The 19,540-nt window shown below is 63.4% G+C and carries 20 protein-coding genes; 11 read left to right on the top strand and 9 right to left on the bottom strand.

What is annotated here, in order from left to right:
* Nucleotides 1–73 precede the first annotated feature (73 nt).
* The 6 genes from PI87_RS01505 to PI87_RS01480 form a co-directional block, all read right to left on the bottom strand.
* Complete coding sequence (locus PI87_RS01505) at nucleotides 74–775, bottom strand: GntR family transcriptional regulator (protein ID WP_039595914.1); 702 nt, start codon at nucleotides 773–775, stop codon at nucleotides 74–76.
* A gap of 67 nt (nucleotides 776–842) precedes the next feature.
* Nucleotides 843–1,577 carry an aspartate/glutamate racemase family protein gene (locus tag PI87_RS01500; RefSeq protein WP_039595913.1) on the bottom strand — a complete coding sequence of 245 codons (735 nt, stop codon included), beginning with the start codon at nucleotides 1,575–1,577 and terminating at the stop codon, nucleotides 843–845.
* Between the two features lie 26 nt (nucleotides 1,578–1,603).
* Nucleotides 1,604–3,094, bottom strand: a complete 1,491-nt coding sequence (locus PI87_RS01495; protein WP_039595912.1) for an NCS1 family nucleobase:cation symporter-1 — start codon at nucleotides 3,092–3,094, stop codon at nucleotides 1,604–1,606.
* A 201-nt stretch (nucleotides 3,095–3,295) separates the two neighbouring features.
* Nucleotides 3,296–3,730, bottom strand: a complete 435-nt coding sequence (locus tag PI87_RS01490; protein WP_039595911.1) for a universal stress protein — start codon at nucleotides 3,728–3,730, stop codon at nucleotides 3,296–3,298.
* Between the two features lie 79 nt (nucleotides 3,731–3,809).
* Nucleotides 3,810–4,739 (bottom strand): LysR family transcriptional regulator, encoded by a 930-nt coding sequence (locus PI87_RS01485; RefSeq protein WP_039595910.1) that lies wholly within the window; start codon nucleotides 4,737–4,739, stop codon nucleotides 3,810–3,812.
* Between the two features lie 16 nt (nucleotides 4,740–4,755).
* Complete coding sequence (locus tag PI87_RS01480; RefSeq protein ID WP_039595909.1) at nucleotides 4,756–5,532, bottom strand: hypothetical protein; 777 nt, start codon at nucleotides 5,530–5,532, stop codon at nucleotides 4,756–4,758.
* A gap of 215 nt (nucleotides 5,533–5,747) precedes the next feature.
* Here PI87_RS01480 and PI87_RS01475 point away from each other — a divergent pair, with 215 nt between their 5' ends.
* The 4 genes from PI87_RS01475 to PI87_RS01460 all read left to right on the top strand — a co-directional run bounded on the left by PI87_RS01475 (nucleotide 5,748) and on the right by PI87_RS01460 (nucleotide 10,232).
* Nucleotides 5,748–6,446, top strand: coding sequence for a haloacid dehalogenase type II (locus PI87_RS01475; RefSeq protein ID WP_039595908.1), 699 nt, complete (start codon nucleotides 5,748–5,750; stop codon nucleotides 6,444–6,446).
* A gap of 79 nt (nucleotides 6,447–6,525) precedes the next feature.
* On the top strand, nucleotides 6,526–8,106 hold the full coding sequence (gene aceB / locus PI87_RS01470; protein ID WP_039595907.1) for a malate synthase A: 1,581 nt from the start codon (nucleotides 6,526–6,528) through the stop codon (nucleotides 8,104–8,106).
* Nucleotides 8,107–8,220: 114 nt separating this feature from the next.
* On the top strand, nucleotides 8,221–8,691 hold the full coding sequence (locus PI87_RS01465; RefSeq protein WP_039595906.1) for an SRPBCC family protein: 471 nt from the start codon (nucleotides 8,221–8,223) through the stop codon (nucleotides 8,689–8,691).
* 83 nt (nucleotides 8,692–8,774) lie between these two features.
* The gene (locus PI87_RS01460) at nucleotides 8,775–10,232 is read left to right on the top strand and encodes a DHA2 family efflux MFS transporter permease subunit (protein WP_039595905.1); all 1,458 of its coding nucleotides are present in this window, start codon (nucleotides 8,775–8,777) and stop codon (nucleotides 10,230–10,232) included.
* A gap of 44 nt (nucleotides 10,233–10,276) precedes the next feature.
* On the opposite strand, the gene PI87_RS01455 is transcribed toward PI87_RS01460, so the two are convergent.
* Nucleotides 10,277–10,546, bottom strand: coding sequence for an acyl-CoA-binding protein (locus tag PI87_RS01455; RefSeq protein WP_039595904.1), 270 nt, complete (start codon nucleotides 10,544–10,546; stop codon nucleotides 10,277–10,279).
* 173 nt (nucleotides 10,547–10,719) lie between these two features.
* On the opposite strand from PI87_RS01455, the gene tsaB reads away from it, so the two are divergent.
* Genes tsaB through PI87_RS01440 form a run of 3 tightly spaced genes read left to right on the top strand, consistent with a single transcriptional unit; the run spans nucleotide 10,720 to nucleotide 12,787 of the window.
* On the top strand, nucleotides 10,720–11,457 hold the full coding sequence (gene tsaB / locus PI87_RS01450) for a tRNA (adenosine(37)-N6)-threonylcarbamoyltransferase complex dimerization subunit type 1 TsaB (protein ID WP_039595903.1): 738 nt from the start codon (nucleotides 10,720–10,722) through the stop codon (nucleotides 11,455–11,457).
* Nucleotides 11,454–11,981, top strand: coding sequence for a ribosomal protein S18-alanine N-acetyltransferase (gene rimI / locus PI87_RS01445; RefSeq protein WP_039595902.1), 528 nt, complete (start codon nucleotides 11,454–11,456; stop codon nucleotides 11,979–11,981). The genes tsaB and rimI overlap by 4 nt, the downstream gene beginning before the upstream one ends.
* Complete coding sequence (locus PI87_RS01440; protein ID WP_039595901.1) at nucleotides 11,978–12,787, top strand: uracil-DNA glycosylase; 810 nt, start codon at nucleotides 11,978–11,980, stop codon at nucleotides 12,785–12,787. The genes rimI and PI87_RS01440 overlap by 4 nt, the downstream gene beginning before the upstream one ends.
* Nucleotides 12,788–12,795: 8 nt before the next feature.
* Here the strand turns inward: PI87_RS01440 and PI87_RS01435 are convergent, their stop codons facing one another.
* Nucleotides 12,796–13,401, bottom strand: coding sequence for a LysE family translocator (locus PI87_RS01435; RefSeq protein ID WP_039596421.1), 606 nt, complete (start codon nucleotides 13,399–13,401; stop codon nucleotides 12,796–12,798).
* A gap of 124 nt (nucleotides 13,402–13,525) precedes the next feature.
* Here PI87_RS01435 and gcvA point away from each other — a divergent pair, with 124 nt between their 5' ends.
* On the top strand, nucleotides 13,526–14,401 hold the full coding sequence (gene gcvA, locus PI87_RS01430; protein WP_039595900.1) for a transcriptional regulator GcvA: 876 nt from the start codon (nucleotides 13,526–13,528) through the stop codon (nucleotides 14,399–14,401).
* Here gcvA and lplT read toward each other — a convergent pair.
* Nucleotides 14,398–15,714: a lysophospholipid transporter LplT gene (gene lplT / locus PI87_RS01425; protein WP_039596420.1), complete on the bottom strand. Its 1,317-nt coding sequence runs from the start codon at nucleotides 15,712–15,714 to the stop codon at nucleotides 14,398–14,400. The genes gcvA and lplT overlap by 4 nt on opposite strands.
* A gap of 647 nt (nucleotides 15,715–16,361) precedes the next feature.
* Between lplT and alr the strand changes: the two genes are divergently transcribed.
* The 3 genes from alr (at nucleotide 16,362) to PI87_RS01410 (ending at nucleotide 19,526) form a co-directional block, all read left to right on the top strand.
* The gene (alr, locus tag PI87_RS01420) at nucleotides 16,362–17,486 is read left to right on the top strand and encodes an alanine racemase (protein ID WP_039596419.1); all 1,125 of its coding nucleotides are present in this window, start codon (nucleotides 16,362–16,364) and stop codon (nucleotides 17,484–17,486) included.
* Nucleotides 17,487–17,565: 79 nt separating this feature from the next.
* Complete coding sequence (gene radA / locus PI87_RS01415) at nucleotides 17,566–18,936, top strand: DNA repair protein RadA (protein ID WP_039595899.1); 1,371 nt, start codon at nucleotides 17,566–17,568, stop codon at nucleotides 18,934–18,936.
* 110 nt (nucleotides 18,937–19,046) lie between these two features.
* On the top strand, nucleotides 19,047–19,526 hold the full coding sequence (locus PI87_RS01410) for a disulfide bond formation protein B (protein ID WP_039595898.1): 480 nt from the start codon (nucleotides 19,047–19,049) through the stop codon (nucleotides 19,524–19,526).
* Nucleotides 19,527–19,540 lie beyond the last annotated feature (14 nt).

The following is a 19,540-nucleotide window of genomic DNA, read 5'->3' as shown; positions in this document are numbered from 1 at the left end:
CCAAGTCACCTGGGCCCGCGTGCTGACCACACGCTGGCCTCTCAAACCGCGCTCCCTCAACAGCGCGGTTTTTTTATGCGCGCTTGAAAATCGATTCGAGGTCCAGCGCCGACGTGGGCGTCGTGTGCAGGTCGAGCGAATGCTCGATGTGCTCGAGGTGCTCGCGCATCAGGTCGTGCGCGCGTGCGGCATCGCCGGCAGTGATGGCTTTGGCGAGGGTGTCGTGCTCGTGCTCGGGACAGGCGGGCAGGCCGGGGCGGTCGTACAGCGTGATGATCAGGCAGGTGCGCGAGACGGTCTCGCGAATCAGCCGCTCCAGGACGTGGTTGCCGGCCATCTCCGCGATGAGCACGTGGTACTCGCCGGAGAGGCGGATGGTGGCTGCGCGATCTCCACGCTCACGTGCGGCATGCTCAGCGGCAATGTGGTCACGCAGGCGTGCGGCCTGTGCGCGGCTGCATGCACGTGCCAGCATGGCGGCCAGTTCGGGTTCGATGATACGGCGAGTCTGGAAAACGTCGCGCGCCTCCTCCACGGAAGGCTGCGCGACGAAGGCGCCTTTGTTGGGCACCAGGGTCACCAACTGCTCATGCGCCAGCCGCGCCAGCACTTGGCGGATGCGCGGTCGGCCCGCGCCGGTGGCTTCACACAGACGCTCTTCGACCAGCTTGGTGCCGGCTGGAAGCCGGTGTTCCATGATGGCCGTCAGTAGGCCTTGGTAGATCGGTTCGGCAGCCGGCTGGTTGTCGGCGGTTTCCCGTTCGGATGCGGGCATGGCAGATGACGGTGCAGAAGAAAAAACGGGATGGTGCATGGTAGCAAATGCGCCACCCCGCGCTGCACTAGGCCAGTGCAAACGGTGCGAGCATGCCGGTGTAGGCCTTGGGCAGAGGGCGGGCCCAATCGCCACGCTTGCTGGTGGAAAGCCGTATGCCGACCAGCGCCTCCACCAGCTTTACAGCCGCCACCACGCCGTCGATGACAGGTATGCCCAGTTCGGCGCTCAAGTCTTCGCATAGGTCTGCCATGCCGGCGCAGCCGAGCACGATGCAGTCGCTGCGGTCTTGCGTCAGCGCGTCGTGGCAGGCTTGCAGGATGATGTTGCGTGCGTTGGAGCCGGGCTTTTCCAGGTCAAGCACGGGCAGGTCACTGGCGTGCACGTTGCGACAGGCATGACGCATGCCGTAGCGCTCGGCCAGGTGCCAGGCCATGCCGACGGTGCGTTCCAGCGTCGTCACCACACTGAAGCTGTTGCCGATCAGGCTCGCCATGTGCATGGCCGCTTCTGCAATGCCGATGACGGGGCCATGCGCCAGTTCGCGTGCGGCGTAGAGGCCTGGGTCACCAAAGCAGGCGATGACGTAGGCATCGGCGCCGTCGCGTTCGCCGTGGCGGATTTCTTCCAGGATGCCGGGCACCGAGAGTGCCTCGTCGTAGTGGCTCTCGATGGAAGCTGGGCCCATCTTCGGGCTGACTGCCGTGGTGCGTGTGCTGGGTGCGGCTGCCGCCTGTGCGCAGCGGCCGATCAGCGCGGTCATGCTGGCGGTCGTGTTGGGGTTGATGATGCGGATGTCCATGTTCTGCGTGCGCGGATGGGTTCGGATTAGGGGGTGAGGGTGCCTTGCCTGCGGCTCAACACGGTGTAGAGCACCAGCGAGATGCCCACGCCGATGAACCAGCTGTAGTTGGCCAACCACTGCAGACGCTCGAACACCACGCACGCCATCGGAATCAGCGCGGAGGGGATCATCGTCCAGACGGCGGCCGGGTTGTAGCCGTTGCGGAACCAGTAGCGGCCCGTGGGGCGCATCGAATAGAGGTCATCCACGTGTACCTGCTGGCGGCGCACGAAGTAGTAATCCGCAATCAGGATGCCGAACAGCGGGCCGATGAAGGCGCCCAGCACGTCGATCGTGTAGTGGATCACCTCGGGGTTGTTGTAGAGGTTCCAGGGCGTGATGAAGATCGATGCCACTGCCGCGATCATGCCGCCCGTGCGCCAGCTGATGTGCTGCGGCGCCACGTTGGAGAAGTCGAACGCCGGCGAGACGAAGTTGGCGACGATGTTGATGCCGATGGTGGCAATCATGAACGTCAGCGCGCCAATCACCACCGCTGTCGTATTGTCGATGCGGGCGATGACTTCCACCGGATCGGAAATCAACTGGCCAAACACGGGCAGCGTGGCGGAGGTGGTGATGACCACCAGCAGCGCAAAGCCGAGGAAGTTGACCGGCAAGCCCCAGAAGTTGCCGCGCTTGACCGAGCCGAAATCCTTGCCGTAGCGGGAGAAGTCACCGAAGTTGAGCATCGGGCCCGAGAAGTACGACACCACCAGCGCGATCCCGCCCAGCATGACCGGCACGGCATCCCAGCCTTCGTACTTGAGGAAGGAGAGCGTGAAGTTGATGTTCTCCCAGCCTGCCTTGTGCACCAGCCATACCGCCAGCGCGATCATCACCGCATACACCGCCGGGCCGGCCCAGTCGATGAACTTGCGGATGGATTCCATGCCGTGCCAGAACACGCAGGCTTGCAGCACCCACAGCAACATGAAGCCGCCCCAGCCCAGCGTGGACAGGCCGGCAAAGCCATGCTGCTTCACGTCGGCATACGGCGCGAGCTCTGGCATGAACTTCAGTGCCAGCACCAGGAAGGCGTGCGAGGCCAGATACGTCTGGATGCCGTACCACGCCACCGCAATCAGCCCGCGGATGATGGCCGGAATGTTAGCGCCCAGCACCCCGAACGATGCCCGGCAGATCACCGGATACGGTGTGCCAGTGGCCTGGCTAGGTTTGGCGACGAGGTTGCAGAAGTACTGCACGATCAAGATGCCCACGATCAGGGCAAACAACACCTGCACGCTGGACAGCCCCAGCGAAAACAAGCTTGCTGCCGTCAGGTAGCCGCCCACGCTGTGCACGTCCGACATCCAGAACGCGAAGATGTTGTAGGTGCCCCAGGTTTGCTTGCGCAGCGGGGCGAGGTCTTCGTTGGTGAGCTTGGGGTCGTAGTTCGCCTTGATGACGACGTTGGGGTGCGTGTCGGGCGGATGCGCCGCGTTGGCCGCTGAAGCGGTGGTCGTGGTCATGCAGTCATCTCCTTTGGTATTGCCGGCATGAAGTTGCGTTTTTTCTGCCGTGCAGTCATTGTGCGCAAGTGCGTACACAAAGTTATATAGTTTTGTGTACAAAGTTGTATGCAGTGGCAGACCAAGTGTCAAGGGCAAAAGAAAAGCCGCCCGAAGAGGGCGGCTGTGGGCGACTGTATGTGATGCCGGAGTTGTGCTGCTTCAGCGGTAGACGATCACCGGAATCTCCGTGTGCGTAAGCACTTTTTGCGTCTCGCTGCCGAGCAGCAGCCCCGCCAGCCCGCGCCGGCCGTGCGAGGCCATGAAGATCACGTCACACCCGTGACGTTCTGCCGCATCAATGATGCCCATGTAGGGCACGGCAAAGCAGCTCATGTCGGTGTCGCAGTGGATGCCGGCGCTGCGGGCGGCCTCTTCCACGTCTTTGAGCACCACGCGCGCCTGCGCTTCCACACGCTCCTTGAAGGCCTGGGGGGTCTCCACGACGATCTCGGAAAAGGGCGTGTAGGGGTATTCCTCTAGGCAGGTGTAGGCCGTCAGGCGCGCGCCCAGCGTTTTGGCAAAGTCGAGCGCGCCTGCCACCGCCTTGCGCGACAACTCGGAGCCATCGGTGGGGATGAGGATGTGCTGGAACATGCGACCTCCTTCATGTGTGGGGATACGTGCTGTCTTGATTGTAGGCTGCACGTATCGCAGTACACATTCGGAGTGATCGCTAGTCCATCCCGATGAGGGCGTCGGCCCGGCGCCAGTACGCCGGGTTGCCGTACGTGTTCTTGAGGAAGTCGATAAACAGCCGCACGCGCAGCGGCAGGTGCTTGCGTTGCGGAAACACCGCGTGGATGCCGATCGGCGGCGCCTCGAACGCATCGAGCACCGTCACCAGCTTGCCGGTGGCGATGTCGTGGCCGACCTCCCACCACGAGCGCCAGGCCAGGCCGTAGCCCTGCGCGCACCATTCGCGCAGCACGGCACCGTCGGTGCACTCCATCGTGCCCGACACCTTGACGGTGACGGTCTTGCCGCCTTGCTGGAAGACCCAGCCGCGCTGCACGTTGGCGCTGGCGCCGAAGGCCAGGCAGTTGTGACCCGAGAGCTGCTCCAACTGCGTCGGAACGCCATGGCGCTCCAGATAGGTGGGCGCAGCTACTACCACGCGACGGTTCTCCCACAGGCGGATCGACACGAGGCTGGAGTCGGGCAGGTCACCCAGGCGGATGGCGCAGTCGAACCCTTCGTTGACGAGGTCGACCACGCGGTCGCCCAGATCCAGCGTCATCGACACGTCCGGGTGTGCCTCGATGAAGTCCGGCACCATCGGCGCAACGTGGCGGCGGCCAAAACCGGCCGGGGCCGTCACGCGCAGGTGTCCGCTGGCTTTCACGCCGCCGGCAGACACGCTGGCCTCGGCGTTGTGCAGGTCGTTGAGGATGCGCTGGCAATCCTCCAGGAACGCCGAACCCTCAAAGGTGAGGGTGATGCGCCGCGTGGTGCGTACCAGCAGCTTCACGCCCAGACGTTCTTCCAGTGCGTCGATACGCCGGCCGATGATCGCAGGCGCCACGCCTTCGGCGGCGGCTGCGGAAGACAGGCTGCCGCGCGTGGCCACGGCGACAAAGGTTTCGAGTTGCTTGAAATGATCCATGCTGATACCAGCGCTGTTAGGCGGGAAGTCCCGCCGGTGTCGATGTCCGGCGCAAGCGCCATTGCGCCAGACCGATCTCTAGTGCCGCTAGGGCCAGCCAGAAGAGGCAATGCAACCCGACCCCGCGATAGATTGCGACAAAGAATGCATGTATCCGCTGGGCCAGGACGCTCGTCACGAACTCGCCGTCAGCCAGCGTCGCCAAGGATTGGCGCAGCGCGATGCGCGTGGTTTGCTCGTCGATGTGCGCGAGCGTGTGCAGGCGCTCCACCAGCACATTCTTGATCGTCTCGCGAAACGTCTGCGCGCCCAAGAGTACGGCACCTGCTGCTGCCAGTTGTCGTAGCGCGCCGTTGCCGACCGCCTCGGGGGCCTGCACTGCCTGGGCAACCGTAACGTCTACCACATGCTCGATGGAAACCGTCGAGAGCTGCGGATGCTGATCCAGCAGTGTCTGCAGTTGCGTCTGTATCGTGCCGAGCGCTTGCTGCGTCAATGTCCGGATGACGGGGCGGGCAGCCTGTAGGTGCTCCGCCAGCGTGCGTTCCACACAGAGTGCCAGGGCGGCCTGCATTGCGCAGATCGCCAGGACGATCGGCAGGTACAGGAAGTACAGGCGTGCAGCCCAGCGCCCGACGCGCGTGCGTCGGCGGAGCAACCCGGCGCGATGCAGCCCCCATGTCGCCATGACGCCGAGCACCAGTCCGGCCAGCAATGCCAGTCCGGCGTATAGCGTCAGTTTTGCGACCGGCACGAGTTGTGCAATCGACCAGAATTGAGCCCACAGAGACATAGGGTTTGGAATGTATCGGAAAGCGCGGGATTGTGACGAATATAAAGGTTATCACTCGTCATTCAGATGGTAAAAGTTAAAGATCAAGTGACCATTGCCGTCTTTGTGCGGTGCGTCACCTTTTCTACAATGGCCACCGTTGCGAAGGTCGGAGAGGCGTTCTGTGCAGTAGAACAAACGGAGCGCGCGGCCTTCGAGGTCCGTGGAGCTTTTGCATGAGTTCGATTCGCGCGGTGGTCTTTGATGCCTATGGCACGTTGTTCGACGTGTATTCCGTGGCTGCGCGCGCCGAGCAACTCTTTGCCGGCAAAGGCGAGGCACTGTCGGTGCTCTGGCGCGACAAGCAGATCGACTACACGCGTATCCGCTCACTGGCCGGCCTCTCGGGCGAGTACTACAAGCCGTTCTGGGATATCACCATCGATGCGCTGCGCTACGCGGCGGCACGGCTGGGGCTGCCCCTGTCGGAGCACGACGAAGCCACACTGATGCGCGAATACGCGTGCCTGTCGGCGTTTCCCGAGAACGTGCCCGCACTGCGCCGCCTGCGTGAGATGGGGCTGCCGCTGGGCATTCTCTCCAACGGCAATCCGCAGATGTTGGACATCGCCGTCAAGAGTGCGGGTATGTCAGGCCTGTTCGACCACGTGCTGTCGGTGGATGCTGTCAAGCTGTACAAGACCGCACCGCAGGCTTACGCGCTGGCACCTCAGGCTTTCGGTGTACCGGCGGAACAGATTCTTTTTGTGTCGTCCAACGGCTGGGATGCCTGCGGAGCGACCTGGTATGGCTTCACGACCTTCTGGATCAACCGCCTGGGGCATCCGCCCGAGGCGCTCGACGTGGCGCCCACCGCGGCTGGCCACGACATGCGCGATCTGCTGCAGTTCGTGCAGGCAACACAAGCAACGTAAAACGTAAGGCATGGCATTGAATCGGCCCAGCCATAGGGCCGAACCCGTTCAACCCTCACATCATCCTCTGGAGAAAACCATGGCGCTCACGCTGCCCCAAGGCATGGAGATCAAGGCCGAGATCCTGCCGGCCTACGAAGACATTCTGACCCCCGAAGCACTGGCGCTGGTCGCCAAGCTGCACCGTGCCTTCGCGCCGCGTCGCAAAGAACTGCTGGCTGTCCGTGTCGAGCGCGCCAAGCGCCTGGACGCCGGCGAGCGCCCGGATTTCCTGGCTGAAACGAAGGCCATCCGTGAAGGCGACTGGAAGGTTGCCCCGATCCCGCAGGCACTGCACTGCCGCCGCGTGGAAATCACCGGCCCGGTCGACGCCAAGATGGTCATCAACGCGTTCAACTCGGGCGCGGACAGCTACATGACCGACTTCGAGGATTCGAACTCGCCCAACTGGCACAACCAGATCCAGGGTCAGGTCAACCTGAAGGCAGCCGTGCGCCGTACGCTCACGCTGGAATCCAACGGCAAGTCCTACAAGCTCAACGACAAGATCGCCACGTTGCAAGTGCGTCCGCGCGGCTGGCACCTGGACGAAAAGCACGTGCTGATCGACGGTGAACGCGTGTCGGGCGGCATCTTCGACTTCGCGCTCTTCCTGTTCCACAACGCCAAGGAGCAAATTGCCCGCGGCGCCGGCCCGTTCTTCTACCTGCCGAAGATGGAAAGCCATCTGGAAGCGCGCCTGTGGAACGACATCTTCGTGATGGCCCAGAACGAGATCGGCCTGCCGCAAGGCACGATCAAGGCCACTGTGCTGATCGAAACCATCCTCGCCGCGTTCGAGATGGAAGAAATCCTGTATGAACTGCGTGAGCACAGCGCTGGCCTGAACGCCGGCCGTTGGGACTACATCTTCTCGTGCATCAAGAAGTTCAAGGTCGACAAGAATTTCTGCCTGGCCGACCGCGCCAAGGTGACGATGACCTCGCCGTTCATGCGCGCCTATGCGCTGCTGCTGCTCAAGACCTGCCACAAGCGCGGCGCGCCCGCCATCGGCGGTATGAGCGCACTGATCCCGATCAAGAACGATCCGGAGAAGAACGCCATCGCCATGGCCGGCATCATCGGCGACAAGAAGCGCGATGCGACCGACGGCTATGACGGCGGCTGGGTGGCGCACCCGGGTCTGGTCGAGCCAGCCATGAAGGAATTCGTGGCCGTGCTGGGCGACAAGCTGAACCAGTTCGAGAAGCAACGCCCGGACGTGGAAGTGAAGGCCGCCGACCTGCTGGATTTCCAGCCGGAAACGCCGATCACCGAAGCCGGCCTGCGCATGAACATCAACGTTGGTATCCACTACCTGGGTGCCTGGCTGGCCGGCAACGGTTGCGTGCCGATCCACAACCTGATGGAAGATGCCGCAACTGCGGAAATCTCCCGCTCGCAAGTGTGGCAGTGGATCCGCTCGCCCAAGGGCAAGCTGGAAGACGGCACGAAGGTCACGGCCGAACTCGTGCGCGGGCTGATCCCGCAAGAATTGGCCAAGGTGAAGGAGACGGGCGCGGTGGGCCACTTTGACCGCGCAGCAGTGATCTTCGAACAGATGTCGACGTCGGAAGACTTTGCGGAATTCCTGACGCTGCCGCTGTACGAAGAAATCTAAGCGACACTTGGGTCGCAATGGAAACGCCGGCTGGGGCAACCCACCGGCGTTTTTCATTTGGCGCAGGGTTGCCCGTGCCGCGCGATAATGTCGGGAAATCTTGCGGAGGCCGCTTTGCGCTTTGAACATCTGGTGGAAGTCAATGATCCACTGAACCCCCTCATCGACACGCTGACCCTGAACCAAATCTGGCAAGGCCTGGTGCTGCGCGTGCGAGAACAGACCGAATTTGTCGAAAGCCTGGACGAATGCATCATCACTGCGGAAGGCGATGGCTGGGTCGAACGCGAGCTGGTGTTCGGCAAGGCGCGCATTCAAGACCGCGTGACCCTCGAACCGCACAAGCGCGTGACGTACACGACGGCCGCCACGGGCGAGCACGCCGGCGGCTCGCTCACGATGACGATCGAGACGAACGACAACAACGCGGCGTTCATCCGCTTCGTCTACGACACCACGCTGCCCAGCGCAGATGAGACCGGTGACACGCGCTACGCCGAGATCGTCAAATCGGCCTATCGCGAGAGCGATATCGATACCGTGCGCCGCATCCGCGAGATTGCCGCCACCGGCCGCCTCGGCTGATCGTTTCTCTGCCCGCCCGATGCGTGGAGGACGCACCGGGCCGGGTTTGCCCTCAAGTCGTCTCACATCACTAGAACGAGACCATGACGACATTCACGCCCACCCTGGAAGCCCTGCGCGCTCGCTATGGCGAGCGCTTCAAATGGCTCGTGCTGCTCACGCTGATGGTGGGCGCGGTGTCGTCCGTCATCTCGGCCACCATCGTCAATGTGGCGATTCCCGATCTGAGTCGGCATTTCGTGCTCGGACAGGAGCGCGCGCAGTGGGTGTCGGCCAGCTTCATGGTGGCGATGACGTTGTCGATGCTGCTCACGCCGTGGCTGCTGCTGCGCTTCGGGTTGCGGGGCACGTTCATCGGCGCGTTGTTGTTGCTGGGTGTGGGAGGGCTGGCAGGCGGCCTGTCACCCAACTACGAGGTGATGATCACCATGCGAGTGGTGGAGGGCATTGCCGCCGGCATCATGCAGCCGCTGCCCAACATCCTGATCCTGCGTGTGTTTCCGGAGCGGGAGCAGGGCAAGGCGTTTGGTTTGTTCGGTTTTGGCGTAGTGCTGGCGCCTGCGGTGGGCCCAAGCGTGGGCGGCTTCCTAGTGGAGCTGTTCGGCTGGCGCTCGATCTTCTTCGTGGTGGTGCCGTTCACGCTGGTGGGCTGGCTGATGGCGCGACGTTTCATGGCGCTCAATTCGTCCATGGCGGGTGAGCCCAAACCGCTGGATTGGCGCGGGCTGCTGCTGATTGGCGCGGCAACGGTGTCGCTGCTCAATGGGTTGGTGGCGCTGCATGCGGATGCCGCGCACGGCATGGTGCTGATGGTGGTCGCGGCGGCGTGCGTGGCGGGCTTCGTATTCTGGCAGCGGCGGGTGGAGTCACCGTTGCTGGATTTGCGGCTGTTCAGCTATCGGCAATTTGCGATGGGGGCGGTGGTCGCGTTCATCTACGGGGCGGGGCTGTACGGCTCGACCTATCTGGTGCCGGTGTATATGCAGGTGGCGCTGGCATATGCGCCGTCACGCGCGGGGCTGGTGCTGCTGCCGGCTGGGTTGGTGCTGGCGGTGACCATCATGCTGGCCGGGCGCCTGACCAACCGTATCGAGCCGTTCCGGCTGGTGTCGTTCGGGTTGGCGGCACTGGCGTTGTCGTTCTTCTTGATGGCGACCAACACGCGTGCAACGAGCTATCTGCTGCTGATCGCGATTGCCATCATCGGCCGCATTGGACTGGGTTTCGTGCTGCCGTCCCTGAGCCTGGGGGCCATGCGCGGTGTCGATTTCACGCTGATTCCGCAAGGCTCCAGCGCTGTCAATTTCCTGCGCCAGTTGGGTGGGGCGATTGGGGTGTCCGCCACGGGCATCTTTCTGCAATGGCGGCTCGCCTCGCGTGGCATCGAGACCATTCACAGCGCGGCGGTCGACCCAGAGGCACGCATTCTCGCCTTCGATGAGACCTTCATCTTTCTCGGCACGCTGTGCGCGCTGGCAGTGTTGGCTGCGTGGCGTATGCGGCGGCGTGAGGTGCCCTCCGCCGTGCCGGCCGCGCAATGAAAAACCGGGCGCAAGGCCCGGTTTTTCGTCTGACGCGGCAACAATCAGGTCGTTGCGCCGCTCTTCAGTTCTTCGACGAGGTCGATGTACTTCTGCTTCGCGTCGTCTTGCGAGGTGCCCTTCAGGCCTTCCCACGCTTCAAACTTGTAGCGGCCGACGATGTCGGTGAAACCCGGCTTGTCGCCGTGCGCGTCACCTTCGGCGCCTTGCTTGAAGAGGGCGTACAGGCGCAGCAGCGTCATGTTGGCGGGGCGCTCGGAGAGGCCCTTGATGTCGATCTGGGCTTGGTCGAAACGGGCTTGCAGGTCGCTCATGATGATTCCCGGCTGAAAACAATGGTCCGGCGATGATAGCGCCGGGGTCGCCCTGCCGGGCCGTTTGAATTCGAGGATGACTTCGGTTTTTCGGCCAGTTTTCCGCTCAGTTTCCACATCTGCCGCCGAGAGTTTGGGCATTCAGCCGTCACACCAGCCGGTACAATGCCGCCATGCCCTGGATTCTTGCTTTCGATACTTCCACCGAGTTCTGTTCCGTCGCCCTTGGTGACGGCACGCGCACGCTGTTCCGTCACGAGCACACCGGCGCGCGCTCCAGCAGCCGCGTGCTGCCGGCTGCCGGCGAATTGCTGGCCGAAGCCGGCATCGCCCTGGCCGATTGCGCGGCGATTGCCTTTGGCGTCGGGCCAGGTTCGTTTACCGGCCTGCGTACAGCATGTGGTGTGGCACAGGGTTTGGCCTTTGGGGCCGATCTCCCGGTTGTGCCCGTCAATTCGCTGGTGGCCTGTGCCGAGCAGACGCGCGCCTCGCTACCAACCGGCACGGCCGTGACCGTTGCGCTCGATGCGCGCATGGACGAGTGCTACTGGGCCAGCTTCGTACCCGCCGATGCGACACAGGATGCTTCGGGCTGGCACGCGCTGTCGGCCATCCAGGTGAGTGGCCCACAAACCGTGATCGCGCCAGCGCAGCCGTACTGGCTGGCAGGTAATGCCGCCACGGTATTCGGTGATCAACTGAGCGTCGCAGCCGGCGCTGCTGCGGTGCTGCCCGAGGTGGCACCGCACGCGCGCGAAATCGCCACGCTCGGGCTGCGCCTGCTGGCTGCCGGCCACACGGTCCGCCCGGAAGATGCTGCACCGCTGTACGTGCGCGACAAGGTTGCGCTCACCATTGAAGAGCGCCAGGCCGTGCAGCAGGCCAAGGCTGCAGCAGGGTCCCACGCATGAGCCTGATCGACAGCGCACTGGCCAGCGTGACCGCGCAGACGCCGCTGCCCGCCGGCTGGCGTGCCGAACGCATGACGGCGCTGGACCTGGGCGGCGTGGCCGCCATCGAGCAGGCCGCATTTGCATTTCCCTGGTCACGCGGCAACTTCGAGGATTCGCTCAAGTCGGGTCACCTCGGCATCGTGCTGCGTGACGGTGGCAACGAGGTCGCCGGCTACCTGATCCTGATGCCGGTCGTTGACGAGATGCACCTGCTGAATGTGACGGTGGCACCCGTCTGGCAACGGCAGGGGCTGGGCCGCTGGCTGCTGCGTCTGGCGGTGGCCCTGACGCTGGCACACGGCTTTGGCAGCCTGCTGCTGGAAGTGCGGCCGTCCAACACCGGCGCGATTGCGCTGTATCGCCGCGTCGGGTTTGCCGAGATCGGCCGCCGCAAACGCTATTACCCGGCCGAAAACAACACGCGGGAAGACGCGCTCGTCATGCGCATCGTCTGCGAAGCAAGCGGGGTGGAGGCAGCATGAATCGTCGATCTCGCATGCTGGAGGCGCTGGGTGTCTCCAATGAATGGATGTTGCGTGGTGCCGAGTCGATTGAGGCGGAGGTTGTTGAGGCCGCCGAGGTTGCCGTCGCTGAGCCGGTTGCTGTCGAAGCTGTGCTTGTCGCTCCGAAACCGGTCGTTGCGCGCGTCGAGGTGTCTGCTGCGCCCGACGAGATCGCCGTTGTGCCAAGCGATGTCGCCGTGTCCCGCGCCCAACGCATCGCCGCATTTGACTGGGCGCAGCTTGAGGCGGCGGTTTCCGGCTGCACGTCATGCAAGCTGTGCGAGCGCCGTACGAACACCGTCTTTGGTGTTGGCGATCGTCAGGCGGAGTGGATGCTGATCGGCGAGGCCCCGGGCGAGCAGGAAGACAAGCAGGGCGAGCCCTTCGTCGGCCAAGCCGGCAAGCTGCTCGACAGCATGCTGCGTGCGATTGGCCTGTCGCGCGAGAAGGGCGTGTTCATCGCCAACGTGCTCAAATGCCGCCCGCCTGGCAACCGCGACCCAGAGCCGGACGAGGCAGCGATGTGCGATCCGTATCTCAAGCGTCAGATTGCGTTGGTCAAGCCACGCATCATCGTGGTACTGGGCCGTGTTGCCGCACAGAATCTGCTGCAGACGCAAACGCCGGTGGGCAAGCTGCGCGGTCAGGTGCATGAGGTGGAAGGCGTGCCTGTGGTGGTGACATATCACCCGGCCTACTTACTACGCACGCTCACCGACAAGGCCCGCGCGTGGGAAGACCTGTGCCTTGCGCGCAAGGTCTACGCGGAGCGCGGCGGCCAATAGCCCGGCACTCAGGTGAGGGCAACATACGCCGCCACCGCAAGCATGCACCCTCCGAAAGTCCACCCCTGAATGCGCAGCGCCCGCGGCGAGCGGAAGCGCTGCAGCACCACCTTGCCTCCCGCGATCCATGGGAAGTGGCATGCCACACAAACGACCAGGAACGCGGCTGTGAGTAGCGCCACCTGCGTCGCCATGCCCGCATCCGGCTTCAGGAACTGCGCGAACATCACGACGATCATCGAATGAATCTTCGGGTTGACCATCACGCAAAAGAAGCCCGTACCGAAACCCAGATGCGAGGCGTCGCTTTCCTGCACCACGCCCTTGGAGGATGGCATCAGGAAGCCCTTGGCGAGGTAGAGCAGGTACAGCACGCCCACCCATTTCAGCGTTTGCTCGAAGGTTGGGTAGTCGTGTAGCACACGACCGAGCCCAAGGCCATAGATCAGGCACAGCACCAGGTTGGCGGCTTCAAAGCCTAGCCAGAACGGCACCGACCCGCGGATGCCGAAGCGCCCGCCGGCGGTGGCCAGCAACGTGTTGCCTGGGCCGGGGCTGATGACCATCGGGATGGCATAGCCGAAGAAGGCGGCCCACAGTTCCCAAGCGAGCATGGCGTCGGTCTCCAATGACAGCGGCGCGGTGTGCGCCGAAGCCGCCATTAGACGGGCCGCACGATGCGGCGCAAAACGATCTATCCTCATAGCTTCGATCAAACAGGGTTATCGAGCAAACGCCATGCGACGACTGCCGCCGCTGGGTGCGCTGCGGGCCTTTGAGGCTGCCGCGCGCCACCTGAGCTTCACCCGTGCCGCCGCTGAGTTGTGCGTGACGCAAGCCGCCATCAGCCATCAGGTACGGCAGTTGGAGGACTGGCTTGGTTTGAAGTTGTTTGCCCGACGCGGGCACGCGTTGACGTTGACGGCAGAGGGCGGCAATTACCTGTCTGAACTGACGCAGCTGTTCGATGGTCTTGCGGAGGCGACTGCGCGCTTGAGCGGGCGCCAACAAGACACCCTGCGCATCACCGCATTGCCGTCGTTTGCCTCGCGCTGGCTGTTGCCGAGGCTAGGCGGTTTCCGGGCGCAGCATCCGGAGATCGAGCTGAAGCTGACAACTTCCACCACGTTGTGGACTCACACCGATGACAGCTTCGACATTGGCATCCGCTCGGGGTTAGGGCGCTGGCCCGGTCTCAAAGCCGATCTCATTGCACGTGAATACCTGAGCCCCGTGTGCAGCCCCGCGTTAGGTGAGCCATTGGTGGAACCGACGGACTTGCGCCATGCCACGCTACTGCACGACGAGCCCAAGGACGCATGGCGTGCGTGGTTCGAGCATGCCGGCGTCACACCGCCCCGGCGCACATCGGCTGTGGTCTTCAACGATGCGGGGATGGTGCTTCAGGCGGCTGTGGAAAGCCAGGGCGTGGCGTTGGGCCGGCTGATGCTGGCTGCCGACGATCTGGCGGCGGGGCGGCTGGTGCAGCCGTTCGACATGAGCATGCCGAACGACTTCAGCTACTGGCTGGTGTATCCGCGTGCCTCGGCCGGGCGGCCCGAGGTTGCTGCGTTCCGCGCGTGGCTCCTGGCGGAGGCACGCGGCGGCGCTTAGTGGTGCTTGTCTTCGCCGATGAGTGCGGCGGTGTGATAGAGCTTTTCGTTGATGCGATGCCGGCGCATCACCAGCGCCATCGTGATGCACACGAAGATGCCGAACGACACGATCACCACGCCAACCGACACGTTCAGCTTGATGAGCAGCGCGTACAGGCACAGCATCAGCAGCACTGAAACGTTCTCGTTGAAGTTCTGCACGGCAATTGAGTGGCCCGCCGAGAGCAGCACGTGTCCGCGGTGCTGCAGCAACGCATTCATCGGCACCACGAAATAACCCGACATGGCGCCCACCACCATCAGGAACAGGTAGGCGATCAGCATGTACAGCGGCAGCTTCATCGAGCCGATGTGGAAGGTGACTTCGGGAATCGTGTGCTTGGTATAGAACGCCATCAGCATGACGACGGCGCCCATCGCCACACCCACCGGCAGCACGTCGAGCGAGCGGCGCAGCGGAATCTTCACGGCCGCCGCCATGGCGCCGGCAGCCACACCCACGGCCACCACAGCCTGCAGGATGGCACCTTGCGACAGGTTCAGCTCAAGCGATTGCTCGGCCCACTTCAACACGATGAACTGCAGTGTGGCGCCGGCGCCCCAGAACAGCGTCGTCACCGCCAGCGAGATCTGGCCCAGCTTGTCGCGCCACAGGGCGTTGAAGCAGTCGGCAAATTCAGAGATCAGGCGTACCGGGTTCTTTTCCTGCTGCGGATAGCGTGCACCTGTGTCGGGAATGCGCAGGTTGAACAGTGCCGCGATCAGATAGAGCACCATGATCACGAGCATGGCCGCTTCAGCCGGCGTATCAATGGCTTCGAGGCCTGGAATGTCGAATGACAGCAGCCACGTCGACACATGCTTGGAGATGAGCGCGCCCCCCAGCACGGTGCCGAGAATGATCGAGCTGACAGTCAGGCCTTCGATCCAGCCGTTGGCGGCAACGAGTTTTTCTGGGGGAAGCAGCTCGGTCAGGATGCCGTACTTGGCCGGTGAATACGCTGCCGCACCAAAACCGACCACGCCATAAGCGAGCAGCGGATGCAGGCCGGTGAGCATGACGCCGCAGCCCAGCAGCTTGATGGCATTGGTGATGAGCATCACCTTGCCCTTGGGCCTGGAGTCGGCGAAGGCACCCACGAAGGCGGCAAGCAGAACGTAAGAGAGCACGAAGAACAGCTTGAGCAGCGGGGTCATCCACTGCGGGGCATGCATCTCTGTGAGAAGGGCGATGGCTGCGATCAGCAGCGCATTGTCGGCGAGCGACGAGAAAAACTGCGCCGCCATGATGGTGTAAAAGCCCTTCTTCATACCTTCGAATTCGTCCCCGTAGAGCGCGGTGCCAATCCCGTCTTCACAACGCGCAGGCGCGGTGCCGGCGTGCGGAAGCTTCCCTCCCAGGTCGCCGGCCGAGCGATACATCGGCTGACCGGCCGTGCAGCGCGCAGGTGCACGAGTGCGGCATACATGCCGCTGCCCGCACGGGCTCCCCTAGCTGTGGTTCCCTTTACCGGACCCGTTCGGTGCTGCAAGACATGCATCGCCGGACAACCGCAGGAATCTTCACTGACAGGCGTCCGAGACATGCGTTCCGCTCGGTGCGTCTTTTGGTCTCGCCTGCGCACATGGTCAAACCGTATGCGACGCCGTCATGCAAAAAAGAAGTGGTGGTTGCCCAACTTTCCTTATGCCGCCAATGCATCACGTATGTTTGCCCATGCCTAAATTGAACGGCTTTATAACATGAAACTTGTGCGCTTCCGGTGACGGCGGCGCACTTTCTTTTTTGCCGATCGGCCCGGCAGCGCGAACCAGTTGGCGTCCTGTGGTCAAATAGAACGCTGATCGCGCGGGACTGGCCGCAATGGCTTTGCCAGCCTCGCAATACTTATTGCATTGCAACACCGATGCCGCACCACAAGCGCGTCATCGCACCAACGTTCTGCAGGTTTGCCGTCATGCCAAGACCCATTCAGGCCGTCATCCACGGCCCCGCACTTGCCAACAATCTCCAGGTTGCCCGTCGCCATGCTCCAAACTCGCGCGTGTGGGCGGTCGTCAAGGCCAATGCCTACGGCCACGGTATCGAGCGTGCCTACGAAGGCCTGCGCCAGACCGATGGTTTCGGGCTGCTCGATCTCGATGAAGCCGTCCGTGTACGCCAGCTTGGCTGGCAGGGGCCGATTCTGCTGCTGGAAGGCTTCTTCAAGCCCGAAGACCTCGCCATCGTTGAGCAGTACCGCCTGACTAGCACCGTCCATAGCGAAGACCAGTTGCGTATGCTGGAGCAGGCTCGCCTGAAAGGGCCTATCAGCGTGCAGCTCAAGATCAACACCGGCATGAGCCGCCTGGGCTTTGTGCCGGCGGCTTACCGTGCCGCGTGGGAGCGCGCCCGTGCCATTTCCGGCATCGGCACCATCGTCCACATGACGCACTTTTCCGATGCGGATGGCCCGCGCGGCATCGAGCATCAACTGGCCGCCTTCGAGCAGGCTACGCAGGGGCTGCCGGGCGAGGCTTCGCTGTCGAATTCCGCCGCCACGCTGTGGCACCCGAAGGCCCATCGCGACTGGGTGCGCCCGGGCGTGATCATGTATGGCGCCTCGCCGACGGGACTTGCCAGCGATATCGAGGGCACTGGCCTGATGCCGGCCATGTCGCTCAAGAGCGAGCTGATCGCCATCCAGGATCTGCAGGTGGGTGACACCATCGGCTACGGCTCGCGTTTTGTCGCGGAGCGTCCGATGCGCATCGGCATCGTTGCGTGCGGCTATGCAGATGGCTACCCGCGCCACGCACCCGGCTGGGGTGAGCAGTTCACGCCGGTGCTGGTGGACGGCGTGCGCACGCACACAGTGGGCCGTGTGTCGATGGACATGATTACGGTTGACCTCTCGGGCATGCCGAATGCCCGTATCGGTACCCCCGTTACGCTGTGGGGCGAAGGCTTGCCGATTGACGAGGTGGCCCATGCCGCCGGCACCGTCGGCTATGAGCTGATGTGCGCGGTGGCGCCGCGTGTGCCCGTGACCGTTGAGCCAGTTGGAACGGCTGACGCAGGCGACCTTGGCAAGGCGGCCTGAGCGCCGTATCGAGTTACACACGCAATACGAAGATCAAGCGGCCGCCGGGCAACCGTAGCGGCCGCAAGCAGGGGGTTGTTTGGCCAAGAGCAAGACGGTTTATACGTGCACCGAATGCGGTGGCACGGTGCCGAAATGGGCGGGGCAGTGTCCGCATTGCCAGCAGTGGAATACGCTGGTGGAAACCGTCGCGCAGCCGACGTCCGGTGCGGGCTCGCGCTTTCAGTCGCTGGCATCGAGCGCAACGGTGCGCAGGTTGTCAGAAATCGACGCCGAAGACGTGCCGCGCTTCTCCAGCGGCATCGATGAGTTTGATCGCGTGCTGGGCGGTGGCTTGGTGGGCGGTGGTGTGGTGCTGATCGGCGGTGATCCGGGGATCGGCAAGTCGACGCTGTTGCTGCAGGCGCTGTCCAATCTTTCGGCAACGCGCCGCGTGCTGTATGTGAGTGGTGAAGAGTCCGGCTCGCAGATTGCGCTGCGTGCGCATCGCCTGGGCATCGAAAGCCAGAACCTGGCGCTGCTTGCGGAAATTCAACTCGAACGCATCCAGGCGACCATCGAGACGGAAAAGCCTGAAGTCGTCGTCATCGATTCGATCCAGACCTTGTATTCGGAGGCGCTGACTTCGGCGCCAGGCTCTGTGGCGCAGGTGCGTGAATGCGCGGCGCAACTCACGCGCATTGCCAAGCGGCTGGATGTGACGACCATCCTCGTCGGCCACGTGACCAAGGAAGGTGTGCTGGCCGGCCCGCGTGTGCTCGAACACATCGTTGATACGGTGCTGTACTTCGAGGGCGATACGCATTCGGCCTACCGGCTGGTGCGTGCGTTCAAGAACCGCTTTGGTGCCGTCAACGAATTGGGCGTGTTTGCGATGACGGAGAAGGGCCTGCGCGGCGTGGCGAATCCGTCGGCGCTGTTCCTGTCGCAGCATGAACAGGTGGTACCGGGTTCGTGCGTGCTGGTGACGCAGGAGGGCACGCGACCGTTGCTGGTGGAAATTCAGGCACTGGTGGATACGGCCAATGTGCCGAACCCGCGTCGCCTGGCCGTGGGCCTGGAGCAGAACCGGCTGGCGATGCTGTTGGCGGTCCTACACCGCCACGCGGGCATTGCGTGCTTTGACCAGGACGTGTTCCTCAACGCAGTAGGCGGGGTGAAGATCACCGAGCCGGCGGCGGATCTGGCGGTGCTGCTGGCGATCCATTCGTCGATGCGCAACAAGGCGCTGCCGCGTGGGCTGGTCGTCTTTGGAGAAATCGGCCTCGCGGGCGAGATTCGCCCCACGCCGCGCGGTCAGGAGCGCTTGAAGGAAGCGGCGAAGCTGGGCTTCTCGATTGCTGTCATCCCGAAATCGAATGCGCCCAAGCAGCCGATTGATGGTCTGGAGGTGATTGCCGTCGAGCGTATCGAGCAGGCGATCGACCGGGTGCGTGCGCTGGAGGCCTGATCCTTCAAAATTTCGCAATGGTATCGCTCGCATCATTTGAAAGTGCGCGAGCTGTTGCAATGCGATAATCCTCCAACTTTTCTCTACGACTCCTCTGAGTTGACGCCGCCATGCAAGCCAATTCGCGTGCCTTTTTCCTGCTGATTGCCGTGATCTCCTTCGGGGTGGTCGGCTATGCGTTGTACCTACAGCACGTAGAGGGGCTGCAACCGTGCCCGCTGTGCATCCTGCAGCGATTCGCGTTCCTGGGGATTGGCGTGTTCTCGTTGCTGGCGGCGCTGTCGTCGGCCACGCGGCTGCTGTGGCACGGGCTGGGCATGCTGTCGGGGCTGGCGGGGCTCTGCGTGGCGGGGTACCACGTGTCGCTGCTGCTGAACCCGAAGGCGACGTGCGGTATCGACCCGATCGAAAACTGGGTCAATGCGCTACCCACTGCCAAGTGGCTGCCGCAGGTGTTCGAGGCGGATGGCTTGTGCGTCGGGCCGATGCCCCCGGTGCTGGGCCTGTCGGTGCCAGTGTGGTCGCTGATCTGGCTGGTGATCCTGGCGCTGACCCTGGTGGTGGCGATGATCCGCCGCGAGCGTCGTTAAACCGGGGCGATCGA

Origin of the sequence: Ralstonia sp. A12 (assembly GCF_000801955.1) — a bacterium.
Taxonomy (GTDB): Bacteria; Pseudomonadota; Gammaproteobacteria; order Burkholderiales; family Burkholderiaceae; genus Ralstonia.
Note: the sequence above shows the minus strand (reverse complement) of the source record. Positions and strands in the feature narration are given on the sequence as shown.